This window comes from Demequina capsici, from assembly GCF_032102965.1.
Taxonomy (GTDB): domain Bacteria; phylum Actinomycetota; class Actinomycetes; order Actinomycetales; family Demequinaceae; genus Demequina; species Demequina capsici.
This window is the reverse complement of sequence record NZ_CP134880.1, coordinates 1,480,885-1,505,193: the sequence shown is the minus strand read 5'-3', so window position 1 is coordinate 1,505,193 and position 24,309 is coordinate 1,480,885. Positions and strand designations below refer to the sequence as shown.

The following is a 24,309-nucleotide window of genomic DNA, read 5'->3' as shown; positions in this document are numbered from 1 at the left end:
CTCAGCCGATTCCGAGCGATGCGCGTGCGTCTTTGAGTAGCAATGCGAGTGCCATCGGGTCGTGGGGGAGTTCGGCGAATTCGGGGACGGCGCTCAAGTAGAAGTCTTTGGCTGCGGAGTCCTTGCAGTGCACGACGATCGCTCGGGCGCCGATATCACTGGAGGCTGCGACGGAGCGACGGATCGCGTCGAGCAGGAGTGCCCGTCCGAGACGCTTTCCTGTGTGGCGTTCGTCCACGGCGAGCCGCGCGAGAACGATCACGGGGACCGGGTGGCGGCCACCGCCGGAAGTCATACGCGCGGTTGCCTGGGCAGGGGCGACGGATCCCATCGCGATCGCGTAGTACGCGACGACGTCGGCGCTGTCGCTGGGCGTGACGACGGCGACCCGGGTGTGGCCACCCTTGTGGGATCCCCGCGCATGCTTCTGCAGCCAGGTGGTGAGCTCATCGCTGGTGCAGCGGAAGCCCGTGACGTCGTGTGCGTCCGCGAGGTGGACTGGGCTGCGGTAGTCGCTCACCGGCTAGTCTCGCGGATCAGCGGTCGCTGAAGGGCGACGGCTCGGACGCAAGAGCCGCGAGTCCGGGCAGGGTCCGTGCAGGCTCCTCGAGCTGGGCGAGGAAGGAGTCGTAGTCCTCGTCGGACAGGCGGAACGTCCAGCGCTCGGCGAGGACCTCGTCGGCAGCCTTCTTCGCAGCCTGGAGCACGAAGGTCGACAGGTCCTGCTCGGAGGCGCGGGCTGCTTCGCGCAGGTGGTCCTTCGCGTCCGCGGTGATTCGCATCTGCAGGTACTCGTCGCGAGTGGGCGTAGCCATGTCGTCCTCCAAAGACTCGACCTCCACTGTAGACACGCTGTCATGGCAACGTCAATACAGTGCGGTGGCGCGATGCGACTTGGGATTGGCCGTCGAGGAGCCGCCACCGAGGTCGCAACCTCATCAGATTGTCATCAGATTCAACCGGGACCAGCCGTGAACATCTGGATACCCTCGTGAACAGCGAATCGCCTGATTCCCCAACAACTTGGGGGAATCCGTCAGTCTCGGGGACAACCGTAAGGGACCGGATAGAGACTGGTTGCTGCAAGCGGTCGCCGGTTCAGATCCTGTCGCCCGACTCGGGAGAGATCCCTTTCAGCGCGACCCGTCGGCCAGGCACGGAGCTACTGCGATGTCGGGCGCCGGTGAGACCATTCCTGGAGGAACGTGGGGCAGCTGGAGGTGTGACATGCGGGGCGAAGCGACCGTGCTCCACGCTGACCTCGATGCGTTCTACGCCTCGGTCGAGCAGCGGGACGAGTCCGCGCTTCGGGGAAGGCCCGTGATCGTGGGCGGTGGCGTGGTGGTGGCCGCGAGCTACGAGGCGAAAGCTCGGGGCGTTCGCACCGCGATGGGGGTGCAGCGGGCGCGTGCGCTCTGTCCCGACGCCATCGTCGTCCCGCCCCGCATGGAGGCCTACTCCGAAGCGAGCCGTGCAGTGTTCGAGATCTTCCACGACACCACGCCGTACGTGGAGGGAGTCTCGATCGACGAGGCGTTCCTTGAGGTCGGGGGACTGCGCCGCCTTGCCGGGACTCCTGAGCAGATCGCCGTGCGCCTGCGGGAGCGCGTGCGTGCCGACGTTGGGCTCCCGATCTCGGTCGGCGTTGCGAGAACCAAGTTCCTCGCGAAGGTTGCGAGCGCGGTCAGCAAGCCCGACGGGCTCCTCGTGGTGGAGCCCGACCGCGAGGAGGCGTTCCTCCATCCACTCCCAGTCGAGCGGCTCTGGGGCGTCGGCGCGGTGACCGCGGAGAAGTTGCACGGCAACGGCATCTACACCGTGGGGCAGTTGGCAGAGCTCGACGCCGCGACCGCCGAGCGATGGCTCGGCCGGGCGGCCGGTGCGCATCTGCACGCGCTGGCCCGGCTCCGGGACCCGCGGCCAGTCGACACGACCAAGCGCCACGGATCCATCGGCTCGCAGCGGGCACTTGGCAATCGGCCGCATACGAGTGGTGAGCTCGGGCTGATCCTCACTCAGATCGTCGATGGACTTGCAAAGCGCCTACGTGATCGCGGATCGTCGTGTGCCACCGTGGTGCTGAGGCTTCGCTACGGCGACTTCACGAAGGCGACCCGATCGCGCACGCTCGCCACGCCGACCGACCGCACCGAGGTGGTGCTCGGCGTCGCCCAGCGCTTGCTCGCGGCGGCGGGTCCCGACATCGCCGACCGCGGCGTCACTCTCATCGGCGTCTCGCTCGCGCACCTGACCAATGCCGGCACGGTTCAGCCGGAGCTTCCGATCGACTGGAACGACGGAGCGCGCATCGATACTGCGCTCGACACCGCCCTCGATGCGGTCCGTGATCGGTTCGGCTCCGCCGCCGTCACGCGCGCGGCGCTGATCGGTCGTGATCCTGGTTGGTCGGCGCCGCGGCTGCCCGAACACGAGTAGGAACACGCACTGCCCGGTCAGGTCCCGTGAAGTGGGTGGCGACTCCCGGCCGTCATCAGGGGCAGCTGCGTGGTGGTGTTGAGCATGCGGCCAGTCGTTGCCGACCAGGAGCGAGAACCGATCACAGTGCCATCAGATTCAACCGGGAACAACCGAGAAGGACCGGAAAGAGACCGCTTGCCCCAGGGTTCGCAGGTTCAGATCCTGTCAGCCCTACGTCTTGAAGGTCCGTTCATCCTGGTAAACACGGGGGAACGGTCCATCTGCTGCGCGTGGGATGCCGACTCGGGTCGCACGCGTCGTACGCTCGGAGGTCGGCCCGGCAGCCCTTACCGGCGTGTCGAGACCGTGACGGTGAACTTGGCGTTGCGTGCGACCTGCTCGGTAGGGCCGATCTCGCGCTCGAGCAGCGGCCGATACTTGAGCCCTGAGTTCCACACGCACCACAGCTGTCCTCCGGGGCGCAGGACTCTTGCCACTTCGGCGAACATCCGGGGTGCGATCAGGTCGGTCACCGCAGCGGCTGAGTGGAACGGCGGGTTCAACGTGACGAGAGATGCGGTGGCGGAAGGCCTGGCGCCCAGCATGTCGTCGCGCACCACCGTGACGCGGTCCTCGATGCCGTTGGCGAGCATCGTCGCTTTGGCGGACTCGACGGCGACGGACGACTGATCGCACGCGTACACATGCGCGCCGCGATGTCGTGTCGCCATCCATGCGCCGATGATTCCCGTGCCGCATGCCAGATCGATGAAGGGATCGTTCGGTGCTCCGCCGACGGGAGAGTCGGGAAGGTTCGCGAGCAGGAGTCGGGTGCCGATGTCGAGGCGCGCACCTGCGAAGGCCCCGCCGTACGCTCGCACCTCAAGGCCTGCGACCTGCGCGGCGGCAGGAGCGGGATCGCGACCGCCCCGAGGCGCGCGGACCAGGAGAACCCGCGACTTCTGCCGGGCATGGCTGACGTCCAGCTGCCTGAAGTTCTCGCTCAGCACCGTGTTCATCGACACCGACATGTGCTTGAGCCGCCCGCCCGCGACCACCACGACGCTGGGGTCGGCGTGCGCGGCGATCAGGCCGACGATGTCGCGCAGCGCATCGAGGGAGCGCGGTAGGCGGAGCAGGACGACCTTGACTCCCCGCACCAGTTCCGCATCGAGGGGGCCCGACCGATAGTGGCCGGTGAGGCCCACGCGAGCCGCGTTGGCGTCGAGCGCGCGCTCACCGGTGATGGCGTCGAGATGCGTTCGTATCCCGCTCGCGCCGGCATCGGCCGCCCCGAGGGTGAGCGCGCCATAGGCGTCGTTGATCACGACGATGTCGCCCGGCAGGGCGGACGCGCGCAGCTCCGCAGATGTGTCCAGGATGAGTCGATCTGCCGCGTCGACGGCGACCAGCCCAGGTGCCTCGACGTCAGGCCAGCGCCGCAGCGCGTCGAAGATCGCGCTCACTGCGAGACATCTCCGTCGTCTTGCCGTGCCCGCACGGCACAGGGGAGAGGCCTGGTGCGGATGCGAGCGGAGAGGATGCGCAGGTGGGAGCCGGTCACGAGGAGAGCCTAGCCGTGGGGGCCGAGGTGATCCTCGAGGTGGCGGCTTGGCGGTTCTGGAAGGATGAGCTCATGCCTGAGCAGCCCGATCGACGGAATCTGGTCCGTCTACCTGCACCCGGTGCGCGTGTGGTGGTGCGGTACCTGATCCCCTCCGGCGAGGCGACAGACGCTCTTGGCGAGCTGCTCAGCGTGGACGACCAGGCGGTGGTCGTGGACGGCGTGCGTGGGGTCGAACGGATCCTTGTGACCACGATCGTCGCGGCGAAGGAGGTGCCTCCTCGTCCTCAGCGCCGTCCGCGCGGTCCTGAGTAGCTGACGGCGCAACCGCGGTGATCCCCAGCGGTTCGAGACGGCGCGGCCAGGGCCGTCTCGGACGCTCGTCGCCCTCGGTGCGGGGACTCCTCGAGGCCGGTGTCGCGCCAGGCGGCGAGGTCTCCGTGGAACATATGTCTGGACATTCATATGAAGTGATGTTCAAATGAAACCCATGGACGGTTTCACCCTGATCGCCGAGCCCGCTCGGCGTGCGATCGTGGATCGCCTGCGGTTGTGTGAGCACGACGTCGGCACCCTGGTGAGCGAGCTGCAGCTGTCGCAGCCGCTCGTCTCCAAGCATCTGCGGGTGCTGCGCGATGCGGGCGTCGTGGACGTCGAGGTCGCGGGAAAGCGTCGGGTCTACCGGCTTGCCGAGCGCCCGCTGCCGGACGTGATGGCCTGGGTGGAACCGTATGTCGAGCGGTGGAACGCGAGCTTCGACCGACTTGCCGAAGCTCTGGAGGACGAGAACGAGGAGGAGAGATGACCGAGCATGCACCTGACGACGCGCTCGTCGCCGCGATACATGAACCCATCGAGACTCTGCTGGAAGCCGAGGAGGGCCGCTGGACGCTCGTCATGCGTCGCCAGTTCCCGCACACTCCCGAGCGGCTCTGGGCGATGCTGACGGAACCCGAGAGGCTGGCGCTCTGGTCGCCCATCGTTCCGAACCGGTCCCTTGCGACGGTGGGGCCCGCAACGAGTCGTGAGAATCCAGGGGATGCGCCGGTCGACACCGAGGTTCTCAGCGTCGACGCCCCACGGGAGCTGGTGCACCGATGGCGCGACGATGTGCTGCGGTGGACCATCACGCCCGACCGCGGCGGCGCCATCGTGGAGCTGCGTCAGTCGTTCGCCGACCGAGCGCTGTCGCCTGACTATGCGGCCGGCTGGCAGGTGTGCCTGGGTCGGCTCGCCGCAGAGGACGGTACCCCGCGGGAGCGCCCCACGGGACGGCGTGCTCTCGCCTACGGCTGGCAGGACCTGCGCGACGGTTACCGCTCCCAGCTCGCCGACTAGGCATGGCGGCGGGTCCGAGGAACGTTCGATGTGGCTCCCAAGGCGCGACTCATGCGCACCCGTCCAACATGCCAGGCAGGCCGTGTGTGCGTAGCCGCGAGTCGCGACTCGTCCCGGCCAGGCTTACAGTCCGAAGTGCTGGCATGTCACCCGGTTTCACCGGCGAGACCTCGCGACAGTCCCCACTTCGCCGGGCTGAGGAAGCACACGCATGAAGCACTTCATGGGCGCTCTAGGAGCGTTCGCGGTCTCGACCGCTCTCATCCTCTCGGGAGGCTCGGCCATGGCCGCCTCGCCGAGGACCACGACGATGTGCGACGGGACGCTCCCGTCCGGCACCTACGCCACGGTCATGGCTACCGGCGACTGCGCTGTCGCCGCCTACGCCGACATCACCATCATGGACGACCTCGTGGTCGCTCCTGGCGCCACCTTCAATGCCGACTGGGCTCCGTCCACGATCATGATCGGCGGCAGTGTCCGTGCAGGCGCCGGCTCATGGCTGGCGCTCGGATGCACGATGGCCCACGGAGGCTGTGAGGACAACCCGATCAACGTCGGCCCGTATGCCGGAGAGCACTCCGACATCACCGTGCACCGTGGGATCGTCCTCAGCGGCGTGTACAACGCGGCGCTGAACGGCATCGAGGTCTGGGGCAACGTCGTCTCGACAGGCGGAGGTGCTGGACTTGACGTCCAGGGCTTCATCCCGTTCTCCCTGAAGGACGACGTCTTCCACGGCAACGTGGTCGTCAACGGGTTGACCACCACCTGGTTCGGCCTCATCCGGTCGCAGGTCGACGGCAATGTCGTGTTCAGCGACATCATGCTCGCCGACCCCGACGGCAACGAGATCGTCGCCGATCAGATCGGCGGGAACCTCATCTGCCACGGGAGCTCTCCGGCGCCTCAGTTCGGCGACGCGGTGTTCTCGAACCCCGACCCGCTCAACATGGTGGGCGGCATGGCGATCGGTCAGTGCGCCGCGTTCCCTGCGGAGTCCTGACCTCAGAGCGCGAAGGGCTGCGGCGGGGACGCCCTGCCGCAGCCCGGGCAGCGCGCTCCCGAAGCCGATCGAGCAGGAATCAAGAAGCACCCAGCGTCGTGGAATCCCTACACTGAACGCATGGCTGACACGACGAGCACGGGCACGTTCAGTGCCGAGGAGAAGCGGGCGATGCGCGCCCGTGCCAAGGAGCTGAAGGCGGCCGCCGACCAGGCGTCGAACGCTGCCGCCAACGTGGAGGCGATCGCCAAGCTGCCTGACGACGAGCGGGAGCTCGCCGAGCGCATCCGCGACATGGTCGTCGGCGCTGCGCCGCAGCTCGACCCGAAGACGTACTACGGCTTCCCGGCGTGGGCCCGTGAGGGCAAGGTGATCTGCTTCTTCAAGCCGAAGTCGAAGTTCAAGGTCCGCTACTCGACCTTCGAGTTCGACACGGCGGCGTCATTGGACGACGGCGCGGTGTGGGCGACCGCGTTCGCGGTTCACAACGAGATGACCGACGAGGACGTGGCGATGCTGGCGGCGCTGGTGACGAAGGCTGCCGGCTGAGTTCCGGCGCGACGCGCTCAGACCAGCCAGCCGCCCCACTCGAGCATCGCGTGGAGCGCCTCCTCTGGGCTGTCGAAGGACCGGTCCGCGACCTCGACTCCTCGGTCGTACTCGGAGGTGAACTCGGCCCACTCCCACACGTCTCCGACGAGTTCAAGCGAGCCCAACTGAATGCCAGTGGGGGCGGAGACGATGTAGTGGCTGCCGTTCCATCGGGCCAGGTGTCCCGCTTCGGTCAGGTCCTCCATGGCGCGATCCTCCTCTCGGATGGCGGGGCACGGGCCCCTTCACTCCACTATGGTCCCGGCGACGTGCCGATGCCGCGGCGAACGGCCTACAGGTCCACCGCAGGTATGACGCCTCCGTAGGCCTCCTCGAAGGGCACGGTCGTCGCCGCGCGACACGCGTCGTAGATGCTCTCCTGCACTGCACGGGCAGCGGCATGGCCCAGCAGGTCCACCTGGAGGTGGATGTCCGTCGGGCCCTCCTTGAAGTACTGGCCGTTCGGGTTGAGCGGCTCGCGCAGGGTCGCGGTGCTGAACACGAACAGCGAGTCCCCGTCCGCCGAGGTGTGGACGGGGTTGATCGCGCGCACCTGGCCATGGGTGGCAAGGTGCGCGAGCTTCTCGTAGTGCTCCTTCGAGCCGAGGTCCACGTTCGTGCCGACCACCGTGATGGTGGTGTTCGTGAAGGGCCTGGTCACGATGTCGCTCACCTGGTCGTAGAAGGCGAAGCCTCCCAGCTCGGCCCGGTTGCCGGCGAGCACCTGGCCCGTGGGCAGGACCACGTTGCCGACGGCGTTCACGACGGACATCGCGGTCACGATGATGCCGCCTCCCAGGTCGACGCGAGCGGACCCGACTCCGGCTTTCATCGCGCCCACCTTCGTGCCGCCGTCGAGCCACAGGAACTTGCCTACGGATGCGCCCGTGCCGGCGCCGACGCTGCCGCTCGCCACGGGCGCGGTGCTTGCGTTGACGTAGGCCTCGCGGCCGTAGTCGGCCTCGAACGGTGCGACGCTCATGCCCAGGTCGTAGATGGCCGCGCCAGTGATCGACGGGTTGAGGATGCCCCCGTCAGGGCCGGATCGGAAGCCCACGCCGTCCCGGCGCATGGCCTCCATGATCGATGCGCCCGCCATGAGTCCCGTGCTGCTGCCGCCTGCGACGAAGATGCCGTTCAGGCGGTAGTCGGTCCGACCCGCGTGAAGGCCTTCGGTGTTGAAGCCGCCGGCGCCGCCGCCGTACGCCTTGAGGGCCACGGTGGCCGGCGAATCGAACAGCACGACGGTGCATCCCGTGAGCCGGTCCAGATGGGTGGCATGGCCCACCCGAACCCCTGGCAGGGCGGTGAGAGTGGCGTTCACGAGCGCTCCGATCCGATCAGAGTGGTGCGCCCACCCTATGGCGTGCTCGGCCGTGGTCGCATCCGTGAACTTTGGTGGATTCTTGGGGCCCCGGCGGTTCACTGACCCCAGCGGGCGTGCGTCCCGCCATCCTGAGTGGAAGGAAGGAATCATGAGCTGGACCGTCAACGGTATCCCTGCACACCCCCTGCTCGTCCATGCCGTCATCGTGCTGGTCCCGCTCGCGGCGCTGGCGGCGATCGCGGTGGTGGTGTGGCCCGCCGCGCGACGGTGGCTGGGTATCGGCATGCCGATCCTCGTGACCGCGGGTGCGATCAGCACGGCGCTCGCCAAGCAGGCAGGGGAGTGGCTCGAGGAGCGGGTTCCCGACAGCACCCTGCTGCAGAAGCACACCGAGGGCGCGGACCAGCTCGTGCCCGTGGTGATCGTCTTCCTGATCCTGGCGTGGGCCTACTGGTGGTGGATGCGCCGCCAGGCACGGCAGAGCGGCGAGGCCGGATCCCGCGGACGGGCCGTCTCGATCGTGCTGGGAGCCCTGCTCGCGGTCGCAGCGGTCGGCACCACGGCCGACGTCATCATCGTGGGCGACGCGGGCGCCCAGGCCGTCTGGAGCGACCAGGGCGACTGGAGCGGAGCGGGCAGCTGACCTGTGACGACGGGCCCGCCGCCGTGAGGTGACGGGCCCGTCGTCGTCGCTCCGCTTCGCCTACGCGGCAGGGTCCGGGTTCACCACGTCGACCGTCATCGTGCCTCCGGTCGTCTGGCTCGTCACGCCGACGGTGACGCCGGCACCCGCGACAAGCACGCCTCCGAGCGGGTTCGACTCATCGAAGAACGCGTCGACCTGCTGGTCGTCGAAGGTCCCGATCTGCGTGGTGGTGCCGTCGGAGCCGACCGCGGCGACCGACTGGATCGACTGCGACTTGCCCTTGCCGACGATGATCTCCTTGTGCAGTGACACCGCCGTCAGCGTGTTGAGGCCGAACGCGGCGTCGAACGGCTGACGTCGATTGCTCGGAGCCGTGCCGTCCGGATAGGTGAACTTCGCGGGGTGCGAGTCCACGGGAAGCGCCAGCCCGTGTCCGGGATGCTCGATCGTGTTGTTGTCGCTGTACGCCTCGTCGACCACCCACACGAGCATGCCATCCTGGAAGGCGAAATGCTCCACCTGATCTGGCGCGGTATACGCCGCGTCGAACTGGTACGGACCCGTGCGGAGCGTCGTGTCGTAGCCGACGTACGTGCGGTTCTCCACCAGGTAGTACCGGTCGCCTTCGCTCGTCTCCGTGCCGGTGGAGCGGCTGAACCCGTCCGGCGTCCAGTCGCTGACGTCCGACTCGACGTCGTCCGTCGCGAGCGTGGTGCCGCCGCTCTTGATGACGATGTCATCGAGGAAGGCTCCGGCATAGTGGACCCCGCCGTCGGTCTGGTAGCGGAACCTGAACTGGACGGCACCACCGCCGGGGACGGTGTATCGCAACGTGGACCATCGGCCGTTCGACGACCCGTCCACCGGCTTGCCCACCTCGGTCCAGTTCGCGCCGCCGTCCGTCGAGTACTCGGCGTACAGGTAGTCGTACCCTGCCTCGATGTCGTACCAGGCCTTCGCGGTCACCGTCGCCGACCTCAGCCCTGTCAGATCAAGGTCCCGCGTGAGAGTGACGTTCAGGTCGTCTGCGCTGCCAGTCCACCAGGCGTACGAGCCCGAGCGAGGTGTCGTGTATTCGTTCGTGATGCCCTCATCCGGCACATCGACGATGAGCGCCTGCTCCTGGCCCGCCGTCTGCAGCGCCGCGGGGCTCAGCGTGTATGTCCCGGACGTGCCCGGTCCCACGTACGCCCAGTCGAGCCATCCGAGCTGCAGCTTCTCCCACGGTCCGAAGTAGTTGGGCTTGGTGCCGATGTCGTCCCCGCCGTCGCCCAGCCACGAGCCGCTGGACATGAGGGTCCAGAACGCGGTGGAGTTCTCGCCGCCCGCGGTGTCGTACAGGTCCGGGAGGCCCAGGTCATGCGCGAACTCGTGCGCGAAGACCCCCAGACCACCGTTCTCCGCCTCGACGGTGTAGTCGCCGATCCAGATGCCGGTGTCGCCGATCTGGGTGCCGCCGAGCTTGACCTGCCCGGCGTAGTCGAGGCCTGTGTCAGGGTCGGTCAGCGTGATGGTCGGGCCCGTCACTCCGTAGTCCGTCGCGTTCACGTACCAGCGATGGGACCAGATCGCGTCGTCGCCTTGAGCGCCACCGCCTGCATCCTCGCCCTCGCCGGCGTGCACGGCCTGGAAGTGGTCCAGGTAGCCGTCGGGCTCGTTGAAATTGCCGTCGCCGTCGACGTCGTAGCGGTCCCATACGTCGTAGGACGCGAGCTCTGCCTTGATGTCCTCCAGGCTCGTGCCCTTGGCCACCTGCGCGTCGTACCAGGCGTTCGCTGCGTCGGCGATGAACTGCCAGGCTCCTCCGTAGTCCTCGACGCTGTTGTCCCCATAGGTGGACGCGTTTCCAGGCACCTTGACCCAATCCGAGACCTCGCCTGCGACGGTGTAGCTGCCGGACGACTGCTGGGTGTAGAAGTCGGCGAACGAGTCACCGGGGCCGAAGAAGAGGTCCTCGTAGTAGGCCCGGTTGAAGTCGTCCACCCAGTGCGTCGAGTTGTTGACGGACCGGTCCGGCTCCTCGATCTCGTTGTGAAGGGGGCCGGGCGTGGTGCCCAGCTTTCCGCTGCCCTGATCGCCGAACTCGGCCAGGATCGTGAACACCTGACCCGTGCCCGTGACGGTGTCCTGGTAGTGCTTGCCCTCGCCGAGCTCGACCCCGCCGTCCGTGCCTGCCTCAGCCTGGCCGGACAGGATGAGGTCCTGGGCGGCCTTGCGTCGTTCATTCTGCCTCTGCGTGAGCGGGCCCGGCCGGTTGTCGGGCCGCGACTCGACGCTGGCGGTGTCGTCCGCTGTGTCAGCGGCAGGTGCCCCCACCGCGGTGGGCGCCAAGGCTGTCCCGGCGCTGATCGTCATGGCTGCCGTCGTCGCGGCCAGCCACCCCCGTGTCCTGCGTTGCATCTGCACTCCCCTTGATCGGTGTTGATCCGAAGCGCGCCGCCCCCTTCGCGGTGATTCGGACGCTTACACGTTGACGCGTCCACCGCTTTGTGAGCCCCGCATGCCGCGGTATCGAGCGCCTATGCTTCCCACAGGAGACCGCGTCCTGCACGAGGCCCTGCAGCACGTGGTCACGAGCATGGAGAGGGCGGACGATGCAGCTTCCTCAGCATTCCGACGAGGCCAAGGCGTACTTCCGGTCGTTGGTCGACGGACTGGCGGGGATCGAGGTCCGACCCATGTTCGGAAGCGTCGGCGCCTTCGTCAACGGCAACATGTTCGCCGGACTGTTCGGCGATGCCGTGGGGGTCAAGCTTGATCCGACGGCGCTCGACGATCTCCGCGCGCTCCCGGGGAGCGGCCCGTTCGGCCCCGCCGGACGACCCATGGGCGGCTATGCCTCGCTCCCTCCGGACCTGGAGGATGGCGCGAAGGTCGCCTGGTTGGAACGCGCGCTGGCATACGTCGCGACCCTGCCCCCGAAGGCCCCGAAGCCGCGTCGTTCCGTCAGGCGACGCGGTCCCGCTCGCACCCTGCGCGCAACGCCTGCATGCTGAGACGCGTCAGCCCTTCACAGAGCCGGACATCAGCCCGCCGATGAAGTACTTGCCCAGCAGGATGTAGACGAGCATCGTCGGTGCGGAGGCCAGGAGAGCGCCCGCCATGGATGCGCCGTAGTTCGCGAGGATCGAACCGTTCGCCAGGTTGTTGAGCGCCAGCGTGACAGGCCCGTTCTGCGACGACGAGAAGAACACGGCGAAAAGGAAGTCGTTCCAGATGGACGTGAACTGCCAGATGAGGACCACCACGAAGCTCGGGATGGACAGTGGCAGGACGATCGACCAGTACGCGCGCAGCATCCCTGCACCGTCCACGCGCCCGGCCTCGATCAGCTCGATGGGCACGGACTCGTAGTAGTTGCGGAAGATCAGGGTCGTGATGGGGATTCCGTAGATGACGTGCAGCATGATCAGCGTGGGAACGCCGCTGGGCAGCCCGATGCCGAGCACCAGCTGGAGCAGCGGGATCATCACGGCCTGGTAGGGGATGAACATCCCGAACAGGATCAGGGTGAAGACGACATCCGCTCCTCGGAATCGCCACCTGGACAGCACGAATCCGTTCATCGAGCCGAGGATCGACGAGATGATCGAGGCGGGCACCGCCAGCATCACCGACCGGCCGATCGCGGGCGCCAGCGTCGTCCATGCCTCGCCCCAGTTGTCGAGCACCCACACGGTCGGCAGGCTCCACGCGCGTGCCGCCGTCGCGTCGCCCGATCCCTTGAAGCTGGTCACCACGAGGACGTAGACGGGGATCAGGACGACTACCAGGAAGAAGAAGAGCACCAGGTACTTGACGGTGCGGCCGAGCGCGTAGCGCGGGTCCACCTGGCGCCTCGGCGGCCGCGGGGACGGCGCCGATGACGTGGTCTGAGCCTCGGTCACAGCCATGGCTCATCGCCTCCCCGAGCGCGCCACGTGGACCAGGTAGGGCACGATCAGCACCGCCACGATGACCAGCAGGATCACGCCGACGGCAGCCGAGTTCGCATAGTCGTACTGGCTCTTGAACACGAACATGTCGATCGCGGGCACCTTGGTCTGATAGTTCGCCGGTTTCGAGATCGACATGATCAGGTCGAACACCTTGAGCGACATGTGGCCGATCACGATGACCGCGGACAGCAGGATCGGCGTGAGCTGGGGGAAGACCACCAGCCGATAGAGCTGGAACTCGGAGACGCCGTCGACCCGTGCGGCCTCGCGGAGCTCCTGGGGGATGCCACGGAAGCCGGCCAGGAACAGAGCCATGATGTATCCGGCCAGCTGCCAGATCGCTGGGATCGCGATGGCCGTGATGCCGACGTTGACGTTGTTCCACCAGCCGTTCTGCAGGAAGTTCAAGCCGACGATCTGGAAGAGCCGGTTGAGGCCGGTCGCCTTGTCGTCCACGTTGGAGTTGAGGAGCCAACGCCAGACGACGCCGGAGGCGATGAAGGAGACCGCCATCGGGAACAGATAGATCGAGCGGAATACGCCCTCGTACTTGACGGGACGATCCAGCAGCCACGCCCACATGAAGCCGAACACGAGCGCGCCCGAGAGGAACACGATCGTGTACAGGGCGAGGTTCTTCAGCGAGTGCTGGAAGGAGTCGCTTGCCAACAGCTCCCAGTAGTTCTGGAGTCCGACGAACGACACCGGAGCCTTGCCTGTCGTCTGGGCCGCCGTGTGCATGTCCGTCATCGACGTGTACGTGTTGATGGCGATCAGTCCGTACACGAAGATCCCGACGAGGATCAAGGACGGCGAGATCAGCAGCAGCGGCGGGCCCCACCGGCGGATGTCCCGAAGCATGACGCAACCCCTCTCAGCTCGTATCGCGGCCACGGCGGAGCCCGCCCGACCCGGAGATCGAGCGGGCAGCGCCCTTCGGGTCAGCCGGCCGAGGCGGCCAGCTCCGTCTGGAAGGTGGCAAGGTCGGAGCCACCCGAGGTGAACTTGCTCGTGGCGTCGGAGATCGCGTTCAGCTGGGCGATCGGTGCTGCGGCGCCGTGAGCCAGCGACGGGACGATCGTGTCGGACGCGAAGTCCTTGATCGCGCTCTGCTGGTATGCGTTGAACAGGCTCGGGTCCGCGTCGGTGCGGGCAGGGATGGAGCCCTTCGCGATGTTGAAGGCCGTCTGACCCTCAAGCGAGCCGACGACGTCCAACCACGCCTTCGCGCCGTCGGGGTGCGGTGCACCTACGGGCAGTGTGAAGGAGTCGGAAAGGAAGTCGAAGATGCCCGACGTGCCTGGCACCGGGAAGTAGATGTAGTCCGTTCCCGCCGTGAGGCTCTGAGTGTCGAGCTCGCCCGCCGCCCAGTCGCCCATCACGTTGAACCCGGCCGTGCCGTCGACCACCATCTGGAGCGCGTCGGGCCAGTCGAGGCCGTCACGGTCCGTGTTGGTGTAGCTCATCAGCTTCTGGAAGTCCTCCAGCGCCGCCGTCACGCCGCTGCCGGTCCAGTCGGTGGTTCCGTCCCACAGGCCGATGTAGCCGTCCGCACCGAGATCCGAGATGAGGACCGTCTCCAGCAGCTGGACCTGGGTCCACGTGGTGGCGATCGACAAGGCGGTCTGGCCGGATGCCTGCACGGCGTCGAGCGCCGTGAACCAGTCGGACATCGTCGCGTAGGTGGCAGTCGAGTCGAGGCCGGCGGCCTCGAGCACCGACGGGTTCGCCCACACGACGTTCGCGCGGTGGATGTTCGCCGGCACCGAGTAGATGGCGCCGTCCACCGTGAGCAGGCTGAGAAGGTCCGCCGGGAACACGTCGGTGAGGCCGAACTCCGTGTACAGGTCGCTGATGTCCTGCACCTGACCTGCCGCGATGTAGTCGTCGAGCTCCGCGCCCGCGTGCGCCTGGAATGTATCGGGCGGATCGTTGGCCTGCAGACGGGACTGCAGCAGGTCCTTGGCCGCGGAGCCTGCACCACCGGCCACCGCGCCGTTGACGAACGTCACGTTCGGGTACTTGTCGGCGAGCACGCTCACCAGTCCGTCGAGGCCGGCCTTCTCACCGCCGGACGTCCACCAGGTGAAGACCTCGACCTCGGTCGCGGTGCCCATGCTTCCGGACGCCGTGCCGCTCGCACTCTCCGTGGGAGAGCCTCCGTTGCCGCTGCACGCCGTGAGCGCAAGTCCAGCAGCCATCACGCCGGCGATCACGCCGGCGAACCTTCGTGGGGTGTACATGATCTTCCCGCGCCTCCATTGCCGCATTGGGTAGGGAGTCGCGATCATGCCGCCGGGCCGACAAATGCGGCTCCAATTTCTGATATACGCCTGGTTCGAAGGGTCGTCAAAATGAGCATGGAATCGATAGAGATATGCAATCTGCAGAACTGTTCGCGCACCATGGAATTGATGTCGGCGGCGCCGCCGGGGAGCCCGCGCAGAGCCGTGGAGACGCGCCGCCACGGCGGCCGTCGGCGAGCGTCACGCGCTCGTGATCAGGAAGGGAAGGGCGCGTTGCAGGGAGTCCATGGTGGCTGTCAGGCTGATTCGGAAATGTCCTGGACGCTCGAAGAGCCGCCCCGGCATGACGTAGACCTGATCGTTTGCGAGGCGCGCCGCGAACGCATCCCCGTCGCCATCGGGTGCCTCGCCCCACAGATAGAAGGTGCCGTCGGGGCGCGTGAGCGTGAATCCCGCCTCCGAGAGCGCACCATGCACCAGGTCGCGCTTCGCCTCGAGCTCCACAAGGTCGATCCCCACCTCCTCCAGAGCGGGCGCCGCGTACTGCATGACCGCGTCAGGGAAGCCCCACCCGATGGACAGCTGGAGCGGGGTGAGCGCCGCACGGAGCTCCGCGCGCGTCTCGGCTGGCATCAGGGGTGACAGCGCCAGATACCCGAGGCGCTGGCCGGGGGCCAGCAGGATCTTCCCGTAGCTGTAGTCGATCAGGGTCCACGGGTAGACGGTGGCGGGACTCGTGAACGGCACACCGGCGAAGCGGATCCGGCGGTACGGCTCGTCGCTGAGGATCCAGATGCGGCGCCCGATGCGTCCCGAGGCGTCGTCCGCCAGCCGCGCCAGGGCCGTGAGCTGATCGTGGGAGTACACGCGCCCCGTCGGATTGGCGGGGGAGTTGACGACGATGATCCTGGTACGAGGAGTCACCGCGGCGGCGATCGCGTCCAGGTCGAGGTCGAACGAGTCGGCGTCGAGCGGCACGGGAACCGGCGTGAGCGCTGCGGAACGCAGCATCGGTGAGTAGCAGAACCACCCTGGCACCGGCACGATCACCTCGTCGGCCGGATCCGTGAGGAGATGCAGCGCGAGCGAGATCGCTCCGAACGCGCCCTGGGTCATGGCGACGTCCTGGGGCTCGAAGGCGGTGCCGAGCTCTGCGCTCAGCCCGGTGGCGACCGCGGTGCGGGCAGGTTCCTCGCTCGTCTTGTACGCGAACCAGGTCTCCGAGCGGGGCTGCACCTGCGCGGCGAGGGCCGCGACGAGCCCCGGGAGCGGCATCTCGTGCGGATTGCCGAAGGTCAGATCGACTGCACCTGGCATGCGCGCCAGGACCTCCATCTGCCCCAGGAAGTCGGTGACGGGCGCTATCTCAGACTCCGCGGACCTTGCGCGACGTGCGAGCTCCATGGTGCGTCCCCTCAGAACGTGTCCAGTGCGGCGGGTCACTCTGGTTCACCAGACTGCTCCACCGTTGACGCGTCAGCAAACGCGCGCGATGAGGGTCGCGCCCCACGCCGCGCGAACCGGCCCGATGTGGGAGGCTTGCGGCACATGGTCGTCCCTGCAAAACGCCCGTCTCAGGGCGGGCAGTTCGGGCCGGAAGGGGAATCGGATGGTCAAGGTGGCGCGGGGCGGATCCCGACTCGATGTCGCGGGTGCGACGGTCGGCCTGGTGGCGGTGGCGCTGTCGCTCACGCCGTCGCTGCTGCCTCGCCCCGCGTGGGGCCAAGGTCTCGTGTCCGGCCTGGGCTTCGCTGTCGGCTACGGCGTGGGGGTCCTGCTGTGGCGGGTGGCCGCCCGGCTGTCGAAGGGGCGGCTGCCTGCCGCCGCCGAGGCACGCGCGTGGATCGTCGTCGCCGTCGGCTTCGTGGGGGCCGCCGCGCTGATGCCGTTCGCCCTGGAGTGGCAGAACTCGGTGCGCGAAGCGGTCGGGATGCCCGACACGGACGGCTTCGACTGGATGTGGGGTGCCATCGGCGTGGCCGGAGGCTCCTGGCTCGCCTTCGCGATCGGACGAGGAGTGGCAGGTGGCTACCGGCGCCTGTGGGCGCTGATCGCACCGCGCGTACCCGGGCGCGAGGCGAGGCCACGAGTCAGCGGGTTCGCGACAGGAGCCCTCACGGTGGTCGCGATGCTTGTCGTGCTGTCGCTCGGCCTGTCGGTCCTGTCGTTCCTGCTCACGGCAGCCTCGGTGCAGCACAACCGGCAATACGACCCTGACTATCCCCAGCCGACGAGCCCGCTGCGATCCGGCAGCGAGGCGAGCCTCGTCGCATGGGATCAGGTGGGGCAGGCCGGCGCCAAGATCGTCTCCGGCGGTCCCACGGTGTCGCAGCTCGAGCTCGTCACCGGAGTGTCCGCCAAGGAGCCCATCCGGGTGTACGTGGGGATCGACGTTCCTGGCACCTTCGAGGAGAGGGCTCAGCTCGCGGTCGACGAGCTGATCCGTACAGACGCCTCCGACAGAGCTGTCCTGATGATCGCCGGCACGACCGGGTCGGGCTGGCTCGACCCGGCTGCGTTGGACGGATTCGAGTACCTGCATGCAGGTGACACCGCGATCGTCGCCATGCAGTACGGCGCCACGGGCAGCCCTGTCTCGGCGATCCTGACGCCGGAGCTGTCGCAGGACGGCACCTCAGCGCTGGTGCGTGCCGTGACGTCATGGTGGGAGACGCTTCCGCAGGACCACCGGCCCCAGCTGGTGGTGTACGGGCTGAGCCTGGGAAGCTTCGGTATCCAGTCCGCGTACGCCGACATGGCCGACCTGCAGGCCTCCACCCAGGGGGCGGTGCTGGCCGGCACCCCGTCGTTCACGTCCATCTGGAGCGCCGCGCAGGCGTCCCGGGACGCGGGCAGCCCCTACTCGCTTCCGGTGCTCGATGGTGGCGCCCACGTCAGATGGGCGGACCAATGGGGCGGGCTGCAGACGCTCGCCGGCACCTGGGACGACACTCGGGTGGCCTATCTGCAGCATGGGAACGACCCGATCGTATGGATCGGGCCCTCCGTGATCTGGTCCGAGCCCGAGTGGCTGAAGACCGGCCAGCGTTCCACCGCGGTGAGCAAGGACATGGTGTGGATCCCCGCGGTGACGGCGTTCCAAGGCGTCATCGACCTGGTGCTGTCGACGGCGGTGCCGGAGGACGCCGGGCACAAGTACGGCAACCTGGCGGTCGACGGACTGCACCAGGTGACCGGTGACGCAGGGTTGACCGACAGCGCCGTGGACCGCATCCGGGCGGTCATCGAGCTGTACGACACCTATTCGCCGGTCTCGAACTGATCGCGCGCTCCGCGGTCTGCGCGCGTCAGGAGCCGAAGTAGTCGGCGACTCCGGTGCTGTCGAGGCTGAGGCTCCACAGCCTCGCCTCAGCCTCCGGATCCCGCTCGGCTGCCAGCAGGACCGTCGGACCGGGCAGCCCGCGCCCCTCGGGGCCGTAGAACTGTCCGCTCGTCGCCGATGGCCGCAGGGCCGCGGTGAGGATCCCGACGGCACCGTCCTCGACCGAATGCGCCCGACGCAGGGTGCGGCCCAGGATCATCCGGTCGAGCAGGCGTGCGCCGCCGGCTTGGGCGGTCTTCTCCTGAAGCCCGGAATCGGTCGGCCCGGGGTGAGCACAGAGCGCCTTGACCCCGAGGTCGGCGTGCGCCCGAGGCATGCGATCGTGAAGCGCGTAGGTGAAGAGCAGGTTCGCCAGCTTCGACTGCTGGTACCGACGCCACTTCCCGAGTCCAGGGAAGCCGTCGCCGCCCAGCGCGCCGCCGCGACGCTGCAGGAACTCGTCCTTGAGGGCGGGGCCGCGGCGGGCCCCGCTCGACTGGTTCACCACTCTCGCGTCGCCGCGCGCGGCGGCCGCGGTGACGAGCGCCGGCCACACGAGAGACGTGAGCAGGAAGTGCGACAGGTGGTTGGTCTGCATCTGGATGTCGAAGCCGTCGCCGGTCGCGGTGTCGGGCAGCCCCATCACGCCCGCGTTGTTGCACAGGACGTCCAACCCGTCCGGAGCTGCCGCGATGAGGGCCGCACCCGCCTCGGCCACGCTCGCGAACGACTGCAGATCGCACGGGATGAGCTCGGCCTCAGCGCCCGCACGACGGAGCGCGTCGAGCGCCGCATCGGCTCGCGCAGACGGGCGGTTGAGCATCAGCACCCGCGCGCCGAGCGCACCGCACGTGCTCGCCATCACCTGGCCCGTGCCGCTCGTCGACCCGGTCACAGCCACAGTGCGGCCGTCGAGCCGTGGCAGCATGCGAAGCGCCTGGTCGAAGACCTCGGTCGCGCGAGGAGCAGTGGGGCTGGGCGCCATGTGCTGGGCTCCTTCGACGTCCGGGGCGGGGCTTCGCATCACGTCGATGCGGTTCCTGTCTATCACGCGCGTCGCCCTGCCGTCAGCGGTCACGCGCGGTGGAAGGCTTGGTTCGCACGTGCTCGAACCTGCGCGCTCGCGCGGCTACGGTGGACCCATGGGACTCCTGAGCAAGATGTTCGGCGCGCGTGCCCGCGTCGCGCCGTACGGCCTATGGGGCGACGACGCTGAGCAGCTCGCCGCGTTCGAGGCGAGAGGCGCCGAACCGGGTGCCCCGCGCGAGTCGGAGTTCTTCATCTCGTTCACGTCCGACGTCAAGGCGAAGGCCGCGGCCGACGTGCTGCGCACGCAGCGGGTCTATCACGAGCTCGTGGAGCCGAGTCATGACATTCCCGAATGGATGATCTTCGTGCGGGGATATCAGCAGCCGCTCGTACCCGACTTCCTGCGCGAGACCGTCGACCTGTGCTCGGATCTGGCGGCGAGATTCGGCGGGGAGTACGAGGGCTGGGCGGGACTGCTCACGGCCGAGGAGAAGGGCGGGGAGTGATCTGCACGCTGCGCCGGTGGACCGATGCGGACCTTCCGACGCTCGAGGCGGCGAACGCGCCGGCCATGATGGTGCACCTCGCAGGTCCCGAGAGCGCGGCGCGCGTGAGGCGCCGCCACGAGCAGTACATCCGCGGTTGGGATGCGGGAGCTCCGCGCATGTTCACCATCCGTGACCGGACCGGGAGGACGGCGCTCGGCGCGATCGGGTGGTGGCGGTCCGAGTGGGATGAGGTTCCGTGCCTCGAACGCGGTCTGCCGCGCTGCGGGACTCGCTCTCCGCTCCACCGTGGAGGACGCGTACCGCGGAGTCCCGATGACCCTCAACGTGTGGACCTTGGACCTCACCGCTGCCGCACCGTGACGGTCCACGACCAGGACGTCCTGCCGACGCCACGAGCGGCGTGCGATGGCAGGATCGGGCGCATGACGATCGAGATGACGCCTCTGGGCCACGTGACATGCACCAGGCGCGAGCAGGTGGACGACGGCTGGGACCGGGAGGAGGCGACGATCCACCTGGACCCCGCGCAGCTCGGTCCGGAGGCGCTCGTCGGCATCGAGGACTTCAGCCACGTGGAGGTGATCTTCCACTTCGACCGGCATCCGGTGGACGACATCGAGACCTCTGCGCGCAGGCCGCGAGGCAACCCCGAGTGGCCCCGCGTCGGAATCCTGGCCCAGCGGGGACGGCGGCGTCCCAATCGGATCGGGGCCACGATCGCGCGCGTCGTCGCGGTCGACGGCATGTCGCTGACCGTGACCGGCCTCGATGCGCTCGACGGCACGCCCGTGCTCGACATCAAACCGTACATGCAGGAGTTCGGTCCCCGGGGACCCGTGCGTCAGCCGCAGTGGGCGACCGAGCTGATGCGCTCCTACTGGGAGGCGTGACCTCAACCGCCCAGGAACTCCCGCACCTCGACGCGTCGGTTGCAGGCGCGCGACGCGTCCAGCGCGAGCGGCACGATCGACGCCGAGTCGGGCAGGTCCACGATCCAGAAGCCTGAGAGATGCTCGGGAGCCTCGACGAGCGGTCCGTCGGCCACGACCGATGCCGAGCCCCTGCCGTCGACCACGCGCGACTTCGCAGGCTCCTCGAGCCCTGCCGCGAGGACCCACCATCCCCGGTCGCGAACGGAGTCGTTGAAGGTGTCGATCGCTTCCATCTCCTGAGGCGTCGCGGAACCCGTGAAGCGGTCGATCACAGAGATCAGGTAGTGCATCGTCGGCTCTCCTTCACCGTGGAGGCGCCTGCCAGGGACATCCTGGGTCAGCACGGCCCCTGAGGTTCAGTGTGCTCCTGCATGCGCCGCAGCGCAGGCAGGACGTGTGCTGTCAGCAGCGGCGCGAGGTCGTCGGGAAGAGCGGCGAACGGATCCAGCCAGCGCATCTCCTCGATCTCGGCCGCAGGCTTGCCGTACGCGACGAGCGGATGCGTGAAGACGGTGGAGTCGATGGTGTGGCCAGGCTCGTTCGCCGCGTCGGCGTGGAAGTGCCCGACCAGCCGGAGCCGGTGGACGTCGAGCCGCGCGGCGATCTCCTCGCGCGCCTCTCGCGCGGCTGCCGCTTCGAGCGTCTCTCCGGGCTCCGGCTTGCCGCCCACCAGCATGAAGCGCGAGGTGCCGCGCTTGCGCACGGTGAGGATGCGGCCCGCTCGGTCCCGCATCACGACCCCGACCACGCGGATCGTGCGGTCGGAGGGGCTGCGCGCCTGCACGCGTCGGATCATCCGTCGGCTCCTTCACATGGTCAGTCTCGTCGGGAAGGTCGCACGGCGAGGACCGCCAGGAGAGCGTACGTCGGAACGGCGCACTCGCGGCGGCGCCTGGCCGCTAGTTGTAGTGCCCAGGGACGTTGTTTGAGTTCCGGGCAGTGAGGAGGACCTCCGAGGCAGAGTGGAGCTGCTACCACTTCACCTGACCCGGAGGTCCTCATGTCTCACGCTAATGCCGCTTTGACGCCCCGCCAACGTGCCCGGATCGGTCGCCTCGTCGTCGAGGAAGGCTGGACGGTTGCGTCGGCCGCCAGGTTCTTCCGCGTCTCGTATCCGACGGCAGCGAAGTGGGCTCACCGGTATGCCGAGATGGGACGGGCTGGGATGGAGGACCGCTCCTCGCGGCCCCACAGGTCACCGAACAAGACGCCGCAGCCGTTGGTTCGAAAGATCGTGCACAAGCGCCTCAAGACCAGACGCGGCCCTGTCGAGATCGCGTCGCTGACCGGCGTGCCGGCCTCGACCGTCTATGCGGTCTTGAAGCGGTGCCGCCTGAACCGGCTGTCCCACGTCGACGTCGCCACCGGCGAGGTGATCCGCCGCTACGAGCACGACCATCCCGGCTCCCTGATCCACGTCGACGTCAAGAAGCTCGGCAACATCCCTGATGGAGGCGGCTGGAGAACCCTTGGACGAGCCCAGGGCGGCAGGAACGCCCGCGCGACCACGCCTGTGCGCAAGGGCGGCCACGTCGTGATGGGCCACGCCTACGTCCACACCGTCATCGACGACCACTCCCGCCTCGCCTACGCCGAGATCCACGACGATGAAACCGCGCCGACCGCGATCGCCGTGCTCGCACGCGCGGTTGCATGGTTCGCTGCCCGCGGCGTGATCATCGAGGCTGTTCTGTCCGACAACGGGCCCGCCTACCGCTCCAACGCCTGGCGTGACGCCTGGCGTGACGCCTGCCACGACCTCGGCATCAAGCACCGCAGGACCCGGCCTTACCGGCCCCAGACCAACGGCAAGATCGAACGCTTCCACCGCACCCTGGCCGACGGCTGGGCATACTCGAAGCACTACAACTCAGAGAAAGCCCGCCGAGCAGCCCTTCCCGCCTGGCTGCACTTCTACAACCACCACCGCCAACACTCCGCCATCGGCAAGGTCCCACCCATCACGAGGTTGAACAACCTCCCTGGGCACTACAGCTAGTGGTGGAACGCGGAACCTTGGCGCTCCACGGGGATGGGCCCGTCGAGCCCGTCGAGGTAGTCGACGCACGCGCGAAGGTCCTCGAGGAAGTCGCGGGCGAGCGAGCGTCGGCCGCGTCGGAGCACGATGCGCTGCACCGTGATGTGCGCGAGCCCTTCAGGCAGGGGATACGCGGGGACCTGCCAGCCTCGGCCTCGCAGCCGGTCGGAGAGGTGGTGGAGGTTCCAGTGGCGGTCCGGGTCCTCGGTGAGCCGCCATGCGAGGACGGGGATGTCGCTTCCGTCGCTCACGAGCTCGAAGGGCCCCATGCGGGCGATCTCGCCGGACACGTACAGCGCGACCTCGCGGGTGTGCGAATGGACCTCGCGGTACCCGTCGAAGCCGAGCCGCAGGAACAGGTAGTACTGGAGCAGCACCTGTGCGCCGGGCCGCGAGAAGTTGAGCGCGAGCGTGGGCATGTCGCCACCCAGGTAGTTCACGCGGAAGATCATGTCCTCCGGCAGGTGCTCCGCGGAACGCCACACCACCCAGCCGAGCCCGGGGTAGACGAGCCCGTACTTGTGGCCGGACGTGTTGATGGACACCACGCGCTCCAGCGTGAAGTCCCACGTCAGCTCCGGCTGGACGAACGGCGCGACCATCGCACCTGAGGCGCCATCCACATGGATCGGCACGTCCAGCCCGGAGGCGGCCTGGATCCGATCGAGCGCCGCGGAGATCCTTGCCACCGGCTCGTACACCCCCGTGTACGTGACGCCCATGATCGCGACCACGCCGATCGTGCGATCGTCGACGTAGCGCTCGAGGCCGTCGCCGTCGAGCGCGGGATGCTCCTCCGAGACCGGGACCAGCCGCGGCTCCACGTCCCAGTAGTTGCAGAACTTCTCCCAGCACACCTGGACCGCCGCGCTCATCACCAGGTTGGGGCGATCCGTGGGCAGGCCGACAGCGCGTCGGCCGGCACGCCAACGCCGCATCATCGCGAGGCCGGCGAGCATCGCGGCCTCCGAGGAGCCGATGGTCGACGTGCCGATCGCCTGCGCGGGGTCGGGGGCGTGCCACAGGTCCGCGAGGATCCTCCAGCACCTGGTCTCGATCTCCGCGGTCTTGGGGTACTCGTCCTTGTCGATCATGTTCTTGTCGAACGTCTCGGTGTACAGGCGGTTCGCCTGCTCGTCCATCCAGGTGCCGACGAAGGTGGCGAGGTTGAGCCGCGCGTTGCCGTCGAGCATCGCCTCGTCGTGCACGATCTGGTAGGCCATCTCGGGCGGCATGCTGCCTTGGGGCAGGGTGAACCACGGCGCGGCGAAGTCGTCGTAGTCGTTGGTGAAGTCCAGCGTCGCCTTCGCACGCGCGCCGAGGTCCTGCTTGTCGGGTGCCATGGTCCACCTCCCGGGAGCAGGGGACCGTCCACCGCTCCCTCAGCCAACGTAGTCCGGGCCTC

Annotated in this window: 26 protein-coding genes; 12 read left to right on the top strand and 14 right to left on the bottom strand. The window is 68.1% G+C overall.

Features of this window, described 5'->3' with window-relative positions:
• Position 1: 1 nt before the first annotated feature.
• Both RN607_RS07230 and RN607_RS07225 read right to left on the bottom strand, forming a co-directional pair.
• Positions 2–520 carry a GNAT family N-acetyltransferase gene (locus tag RN607_RS07230; RefSeq protein WP_313501549.1) on the bottom strand — a complete coding sequence of 173 codons (519 nt, stop codon included), beginning with the start codon at positions 518–520 and terminating at the stop codon, positions 2–4.
• Between the two features lie 16 nt (positions 521–536).
• Positions 537–815: a type II toxin-antitoxin system TacA family antitoxin gene (locus tag RN607_RS07225; protein ID WP_313501546.1), complete on the bottom strand. Its 279-nt coding sequence runs from the start codon at positions 813–815 to the stop codon at positions 537–539.
• 412 nt (positions 816–1,227) lie between these two features.
• Here RN607_RS07225 and dinB point away from each other — a divergent pair, with 412 nt between their 5' ends.
• A complete protein-coding gene (gene dinB / locus RN607_RS07220) occupies positions 1,228–2,436 on the top strand; it encodes a DNA polymerase IV (RefSeq protein ID WP_313501544.1) in 1,209 nt (402 codons plus the stop codon).
• Between the two features lie 329 nt (positions 2,437–2,765).
• Here dinB and RN607_RS07215 read toward each other — a convergent pair whose 3' ends face one another.
• The gene (locus RN607_RS07215; RefSeq protein WP_313501542.1) at positions 2,766–3,884 is read right to left on the bottom strand and encodes a class I SAM-dependent methyltransferase; all 1,119 of its coding nucleotides are present in this window, start codon (positions 3,882–3,884) and stop codon (positions 2,766–2,768) included.
• A gap of 170 nt (positions 3,885–4,054) precedes the next feature.
• Here RN607_RS07215 and RN607_RS07210 point away from each other — a divergent pair, with 170 nt between their 5' ends.
• From RN607_RS07210 to RN607_RS07190, 5 genes are all read left to right on the top strand, one after another.
• Positions 4,055–4,297, top strand: coding sequence for a putative acetyltransferase (locus tag RN607_RS07210; RefSeq protein WP_313545354.1), 243 nt, complete (start codon positions 4,055–4,057; stop codon positions 4,295–4,297).
• Positions 4,298–4,472: 175 nt separating this feature from the next.
• Positions 4,473–4,787: an ArsR/SmtB family transcription factor gene (locus RN607_RS07205; protein WP_313501536.1), complete on the top strand. Its 315-nt coding sequence runs from the start codon at positions 4,473–4,475 to the stop codon at positions 4,785–4,787.
• On the top strand, positions 4,784–5,320 hold the full coding sequence (locus RN607_RS07200) for an SRPBCC domain-containing protein (RefSeq protein ID WP_313501533.1): 537 nt from the start codon (positions 4,784–4,786) through the stop codon (positions 5,318–5,320). Before RN607_RS07205 ends, RN607_RS07200 begins: the two co-directional genes overlap by 4 nt.
• Positions 5,321–5,531: 211 nt before the next feature.
• Positions 5,532–6,326: a hypothetical protein gene (locus RN607_RS07195; RefSeq protein WP_313501530.1), complete on the top strand. Its 795-nt coding sequence runs from the start codon at positions 5,532–5,534 to the stop codon at positions 6,324–6,326.
• Positions 6,327–6,446: 120 nt separating this feature from the next.
• Positions 6,447–6,875 (top strand): hypothetical protein, encoded by a 429-nt coding sequence (locus RN607_RS07190; protein ID WP_313501527.1) that lies wholly within the window; start codon positions 6,447–6,449, stop codon positions 6,873–6,875.
• A 17-nt stretch (positions 6,876–6,892) separates the two neighbouring features.
• Here the strand turns inward: RN607_RS07190 and RN607_RS07185 are convergent, their stop codons facing one another.
• Together RN607_RS07185 and RN607_RS07180 are read right to left on the bottom strand one after the other, a co-directional pair.
• Positions 6,893–7,123 carry a hypothetical protein gene (locus RN607_RS07185; protein ID WP_313501524.1) on the bottom strand — a complete coding sequence of 77 codons (231 nt, stop codon included), beginning with the start codon at positions 7,121–7,123 and terminating at the stop codon, positions 6,893–6,895.
• 86 nt (positions 7,124–7,209) lie between these two features.
• Positions 7,210–8,241 carry a P1 family peptidase gene (locus RN607_RS07180; RefSeq protein WP_313545352.1) on the bottom strand — a complete coding sequence of 344 codons (1,032 nt, stop codon included), beginning with the start codon at positions 8,239–8,241 and terminating at the stop codon, positions 7,210–7,212.
• Between the two features lie 151 nt (positions 8,242–8,392).
• Between RN607_RS07180 and RN607_RS07175 the strand changes: the two genes are divergently transcribed.
• Positions 8,393–8,887, top strand: coding sequence for a DUF2231 domain-containing protein (locus RN607_RS07175; RefSeq protein WP_313545350.1), 495 nt, complete (start codon positions 8,393–8,395; stop codon positions 8,885–8,887).
• Positions 8,888–8,947: 60 nt separating this feature from the next.
• Here the strand turns inward: RN607_RS07175 and RN607_RS07170 are convergent, their stop codons facing one another.
• Positions 8,948–11,290, bottom strand: a complete 2,343-nt coding sequence (locus tag RN607_RS07170) for an immune inhibitor A domain-containing protein (protein WP_313545348.1) — start codon at positions 11,288–11,290, stop codon at positions 8,948–8,950.
• A gap of 194 nt (positions 11,291–11,484) precedes the next feature.
• On the opposite strand from RN607_RS07170, the gene RN607_RS07165 reads away from it, so the two are divergent.
• Positions 11,485–11,886 carry a TfoX/Sxy family protein gene (locus RN607_RS07165; RefSeq protein ID WP_313545346.1) on the top strand — a complete coding sequence of 134 codons (402 nt, stop codon included), beginning with the start codon at positions 11,485–11,487 and terminating at the stop codon, positions 11,884–11,886.
• A 6-nt stretch (positions 11,887–11,892) separates the two neighbouring features.
• Here the strand turns inward: RN607_RS07165 and RN607_RS07160 are convergent, their stop codons facing one another.
• The 4 genes from RN607_RS07160 to RN607_RS07145 form a co-directional block, all read right to left on the bottom strand.
• The gene (locus RN607_RS07160) at positions 11,893–12,783 is read right to left on the bottom strand and encodes a carbohydrate ABC transporter permease (protein WP_313501512.1); all 891 of its coding nucleotides are present in this window, start codon (positions 12,781–12,783) and stop codon (positions 11,893–11,895) included.
• 3 nt (positions 12,784–12,786) lie between these two features.
• Entirely contained in the window at positions 12,787–13,689 is a 903-nt protein-coding gene (locus tag RN607_RS07155) for a carbohydrate ABC transporter permease (protein ID WP_313545344.1), read from the bottom strand.
• A gap of 80 nt (positions 13,690–13,769) precedes the next feature.
• The gene (locus RN607_RS07150; protein ID WP_313545343.1) at positions 13,770–15,071 is read right to left on the bottom strand and encodes an ABC transporter substrate-binding protein; all 1,302 of its coding nucleotides are present in this window, start codon (positions 15,069–15,071) and stop codon (positions 13,770–13,772) included.
• Positions 15,072–15,314: 243 nt separating this feature from the next.
• Positions 15,315–16,478: an aminotransferase class I/II-fold pyridoxal phosphate-dependent enzyme gene (locus tag RN607_RS07145; RefSeq protein ID WP_313545342.1), complete on the bottom strand. Its 1,164-nt coding sequence runs from the start codon at positions 16,476–16,478 to the stop codon at positions 15,315–15,317.
• Positions 16,479–16,683: 205 nt separating this feature from the next.
• Between RN607_RS07145 and RN607_RS07140 the strand changes: the two genes are divergently transcribed.
• A complete protein-coding gene (locus RN607_RS07140; protein ID WP_313545341.1) occupies positions 16,684–18,357 on the top strand; it encodes an alpha/beta-hydrolase family protein in 1,674 nt (557 codons plus the stop codon).
• 25 nt (positions 18,358–18,382) lie between these two features.
• Here the strand turns inward: RN607_RS07140 and RN607_RS07135 are convergent, their stop codons facing one another.
• Positions 18,383–19,381, bottom strand: coding sequence for an SDR family NAD(P)-dependent oxidoreductase (locus tag RN607_RS07135; RefSeq protein WP_313545339.1), 999 nt, complete (start codon positions 19,379–19,381; stop codon positions 18,383–18,385).
• A 157-nt stretch (positions 19,382–19,538) separates the two neighbouring features.
• Here RN607_RS07135 and RN607_RS07130 point away from each other — a divergent pair, with 157 nt between their 5' ends.
• Positions 19,539–19,931, top strand: coding sequence for a ribonuclease E inhibitor RraB (locus tag RN607_RS07130; RefSeq protein WP_313501496.1), 393 nt, complete (start codon positions 19,539–19,541; stop codon positions 19,929–19,931).
• Positions 19,932–20,356: 425 nt separating this feature from the next.
• On the top strand, positions 20,357–20,824 hold the full coding sequence (locus RN607_RS07125) for an SAM-dependent methyltransferase (RefSeq protein WP_313545337.1): 468 nt from the start codon (positions 20,357–20,359) through the stop codon (positions 20,822–20,824).
• A gap of 2 nt (positions 20,825–20,826) precedes the next feature.
• Here RN607_RS07125 and RN607_RS07120 read toward each other — a convergent pair whose 3' ends face one another.
• The gene (locus RN607_RS07120) at positions 20,827–21,156 is read right to left on the bottom strand and encodes a YciI family protein (protein WP_313545336.1); all 330 of its coding nucleotides are present in this window, start codon (positions 21,154–21,156) and stop codon (positions 20,827–20,829) included.
• 47 nt (positions 21,157–21,203) lie between these two features.
• Positions 21,204–21,662 (bottom strand): NUDIX hydrolase, encoded by a 459-nt coding sequence (locus RN607_RS07115; RefSeq protein ID WP_313545335.1) that lies wholly within the window; start codon positions 21,660–21,662, stop codon positions 21,204–21,206.
• Positions 21,663–21,866: 204 nt separating this feature from the next.
• On the opposite strand from RN607_RS07115, the gene RN607_RS07110 reads away from it, so the two are divergent.
• Entirely contained in the window at positions 21,867–22,865 is a 999-nt protein-coding gene (locus RN607_RS07110; RefSeq protein WP_313545334.1) for an IS481 family transposase, read from the top strand.
• On the opposite strand, the gene gad is transcribed toward RN607_RS07110, so the two are convergent.
• Positions 22,862–24,247: a glutamate decarboxylase gene (gene gad / locus RN607_RS07105; RefSeq protein WP_313545333.1), complete on the bottom strand. Its 1,386-nt coding sequence runs from the start codon at positions 24,245–24,247 to the stop codon at positions 22,862–22,864. The two genes, RN607_RS07110 and gad, sit on opposite strands and share 4 nt — an antisense overlap.
• Between the last annotated feature and the right edge of the window lie 62 nt (positions 24,248–24,309).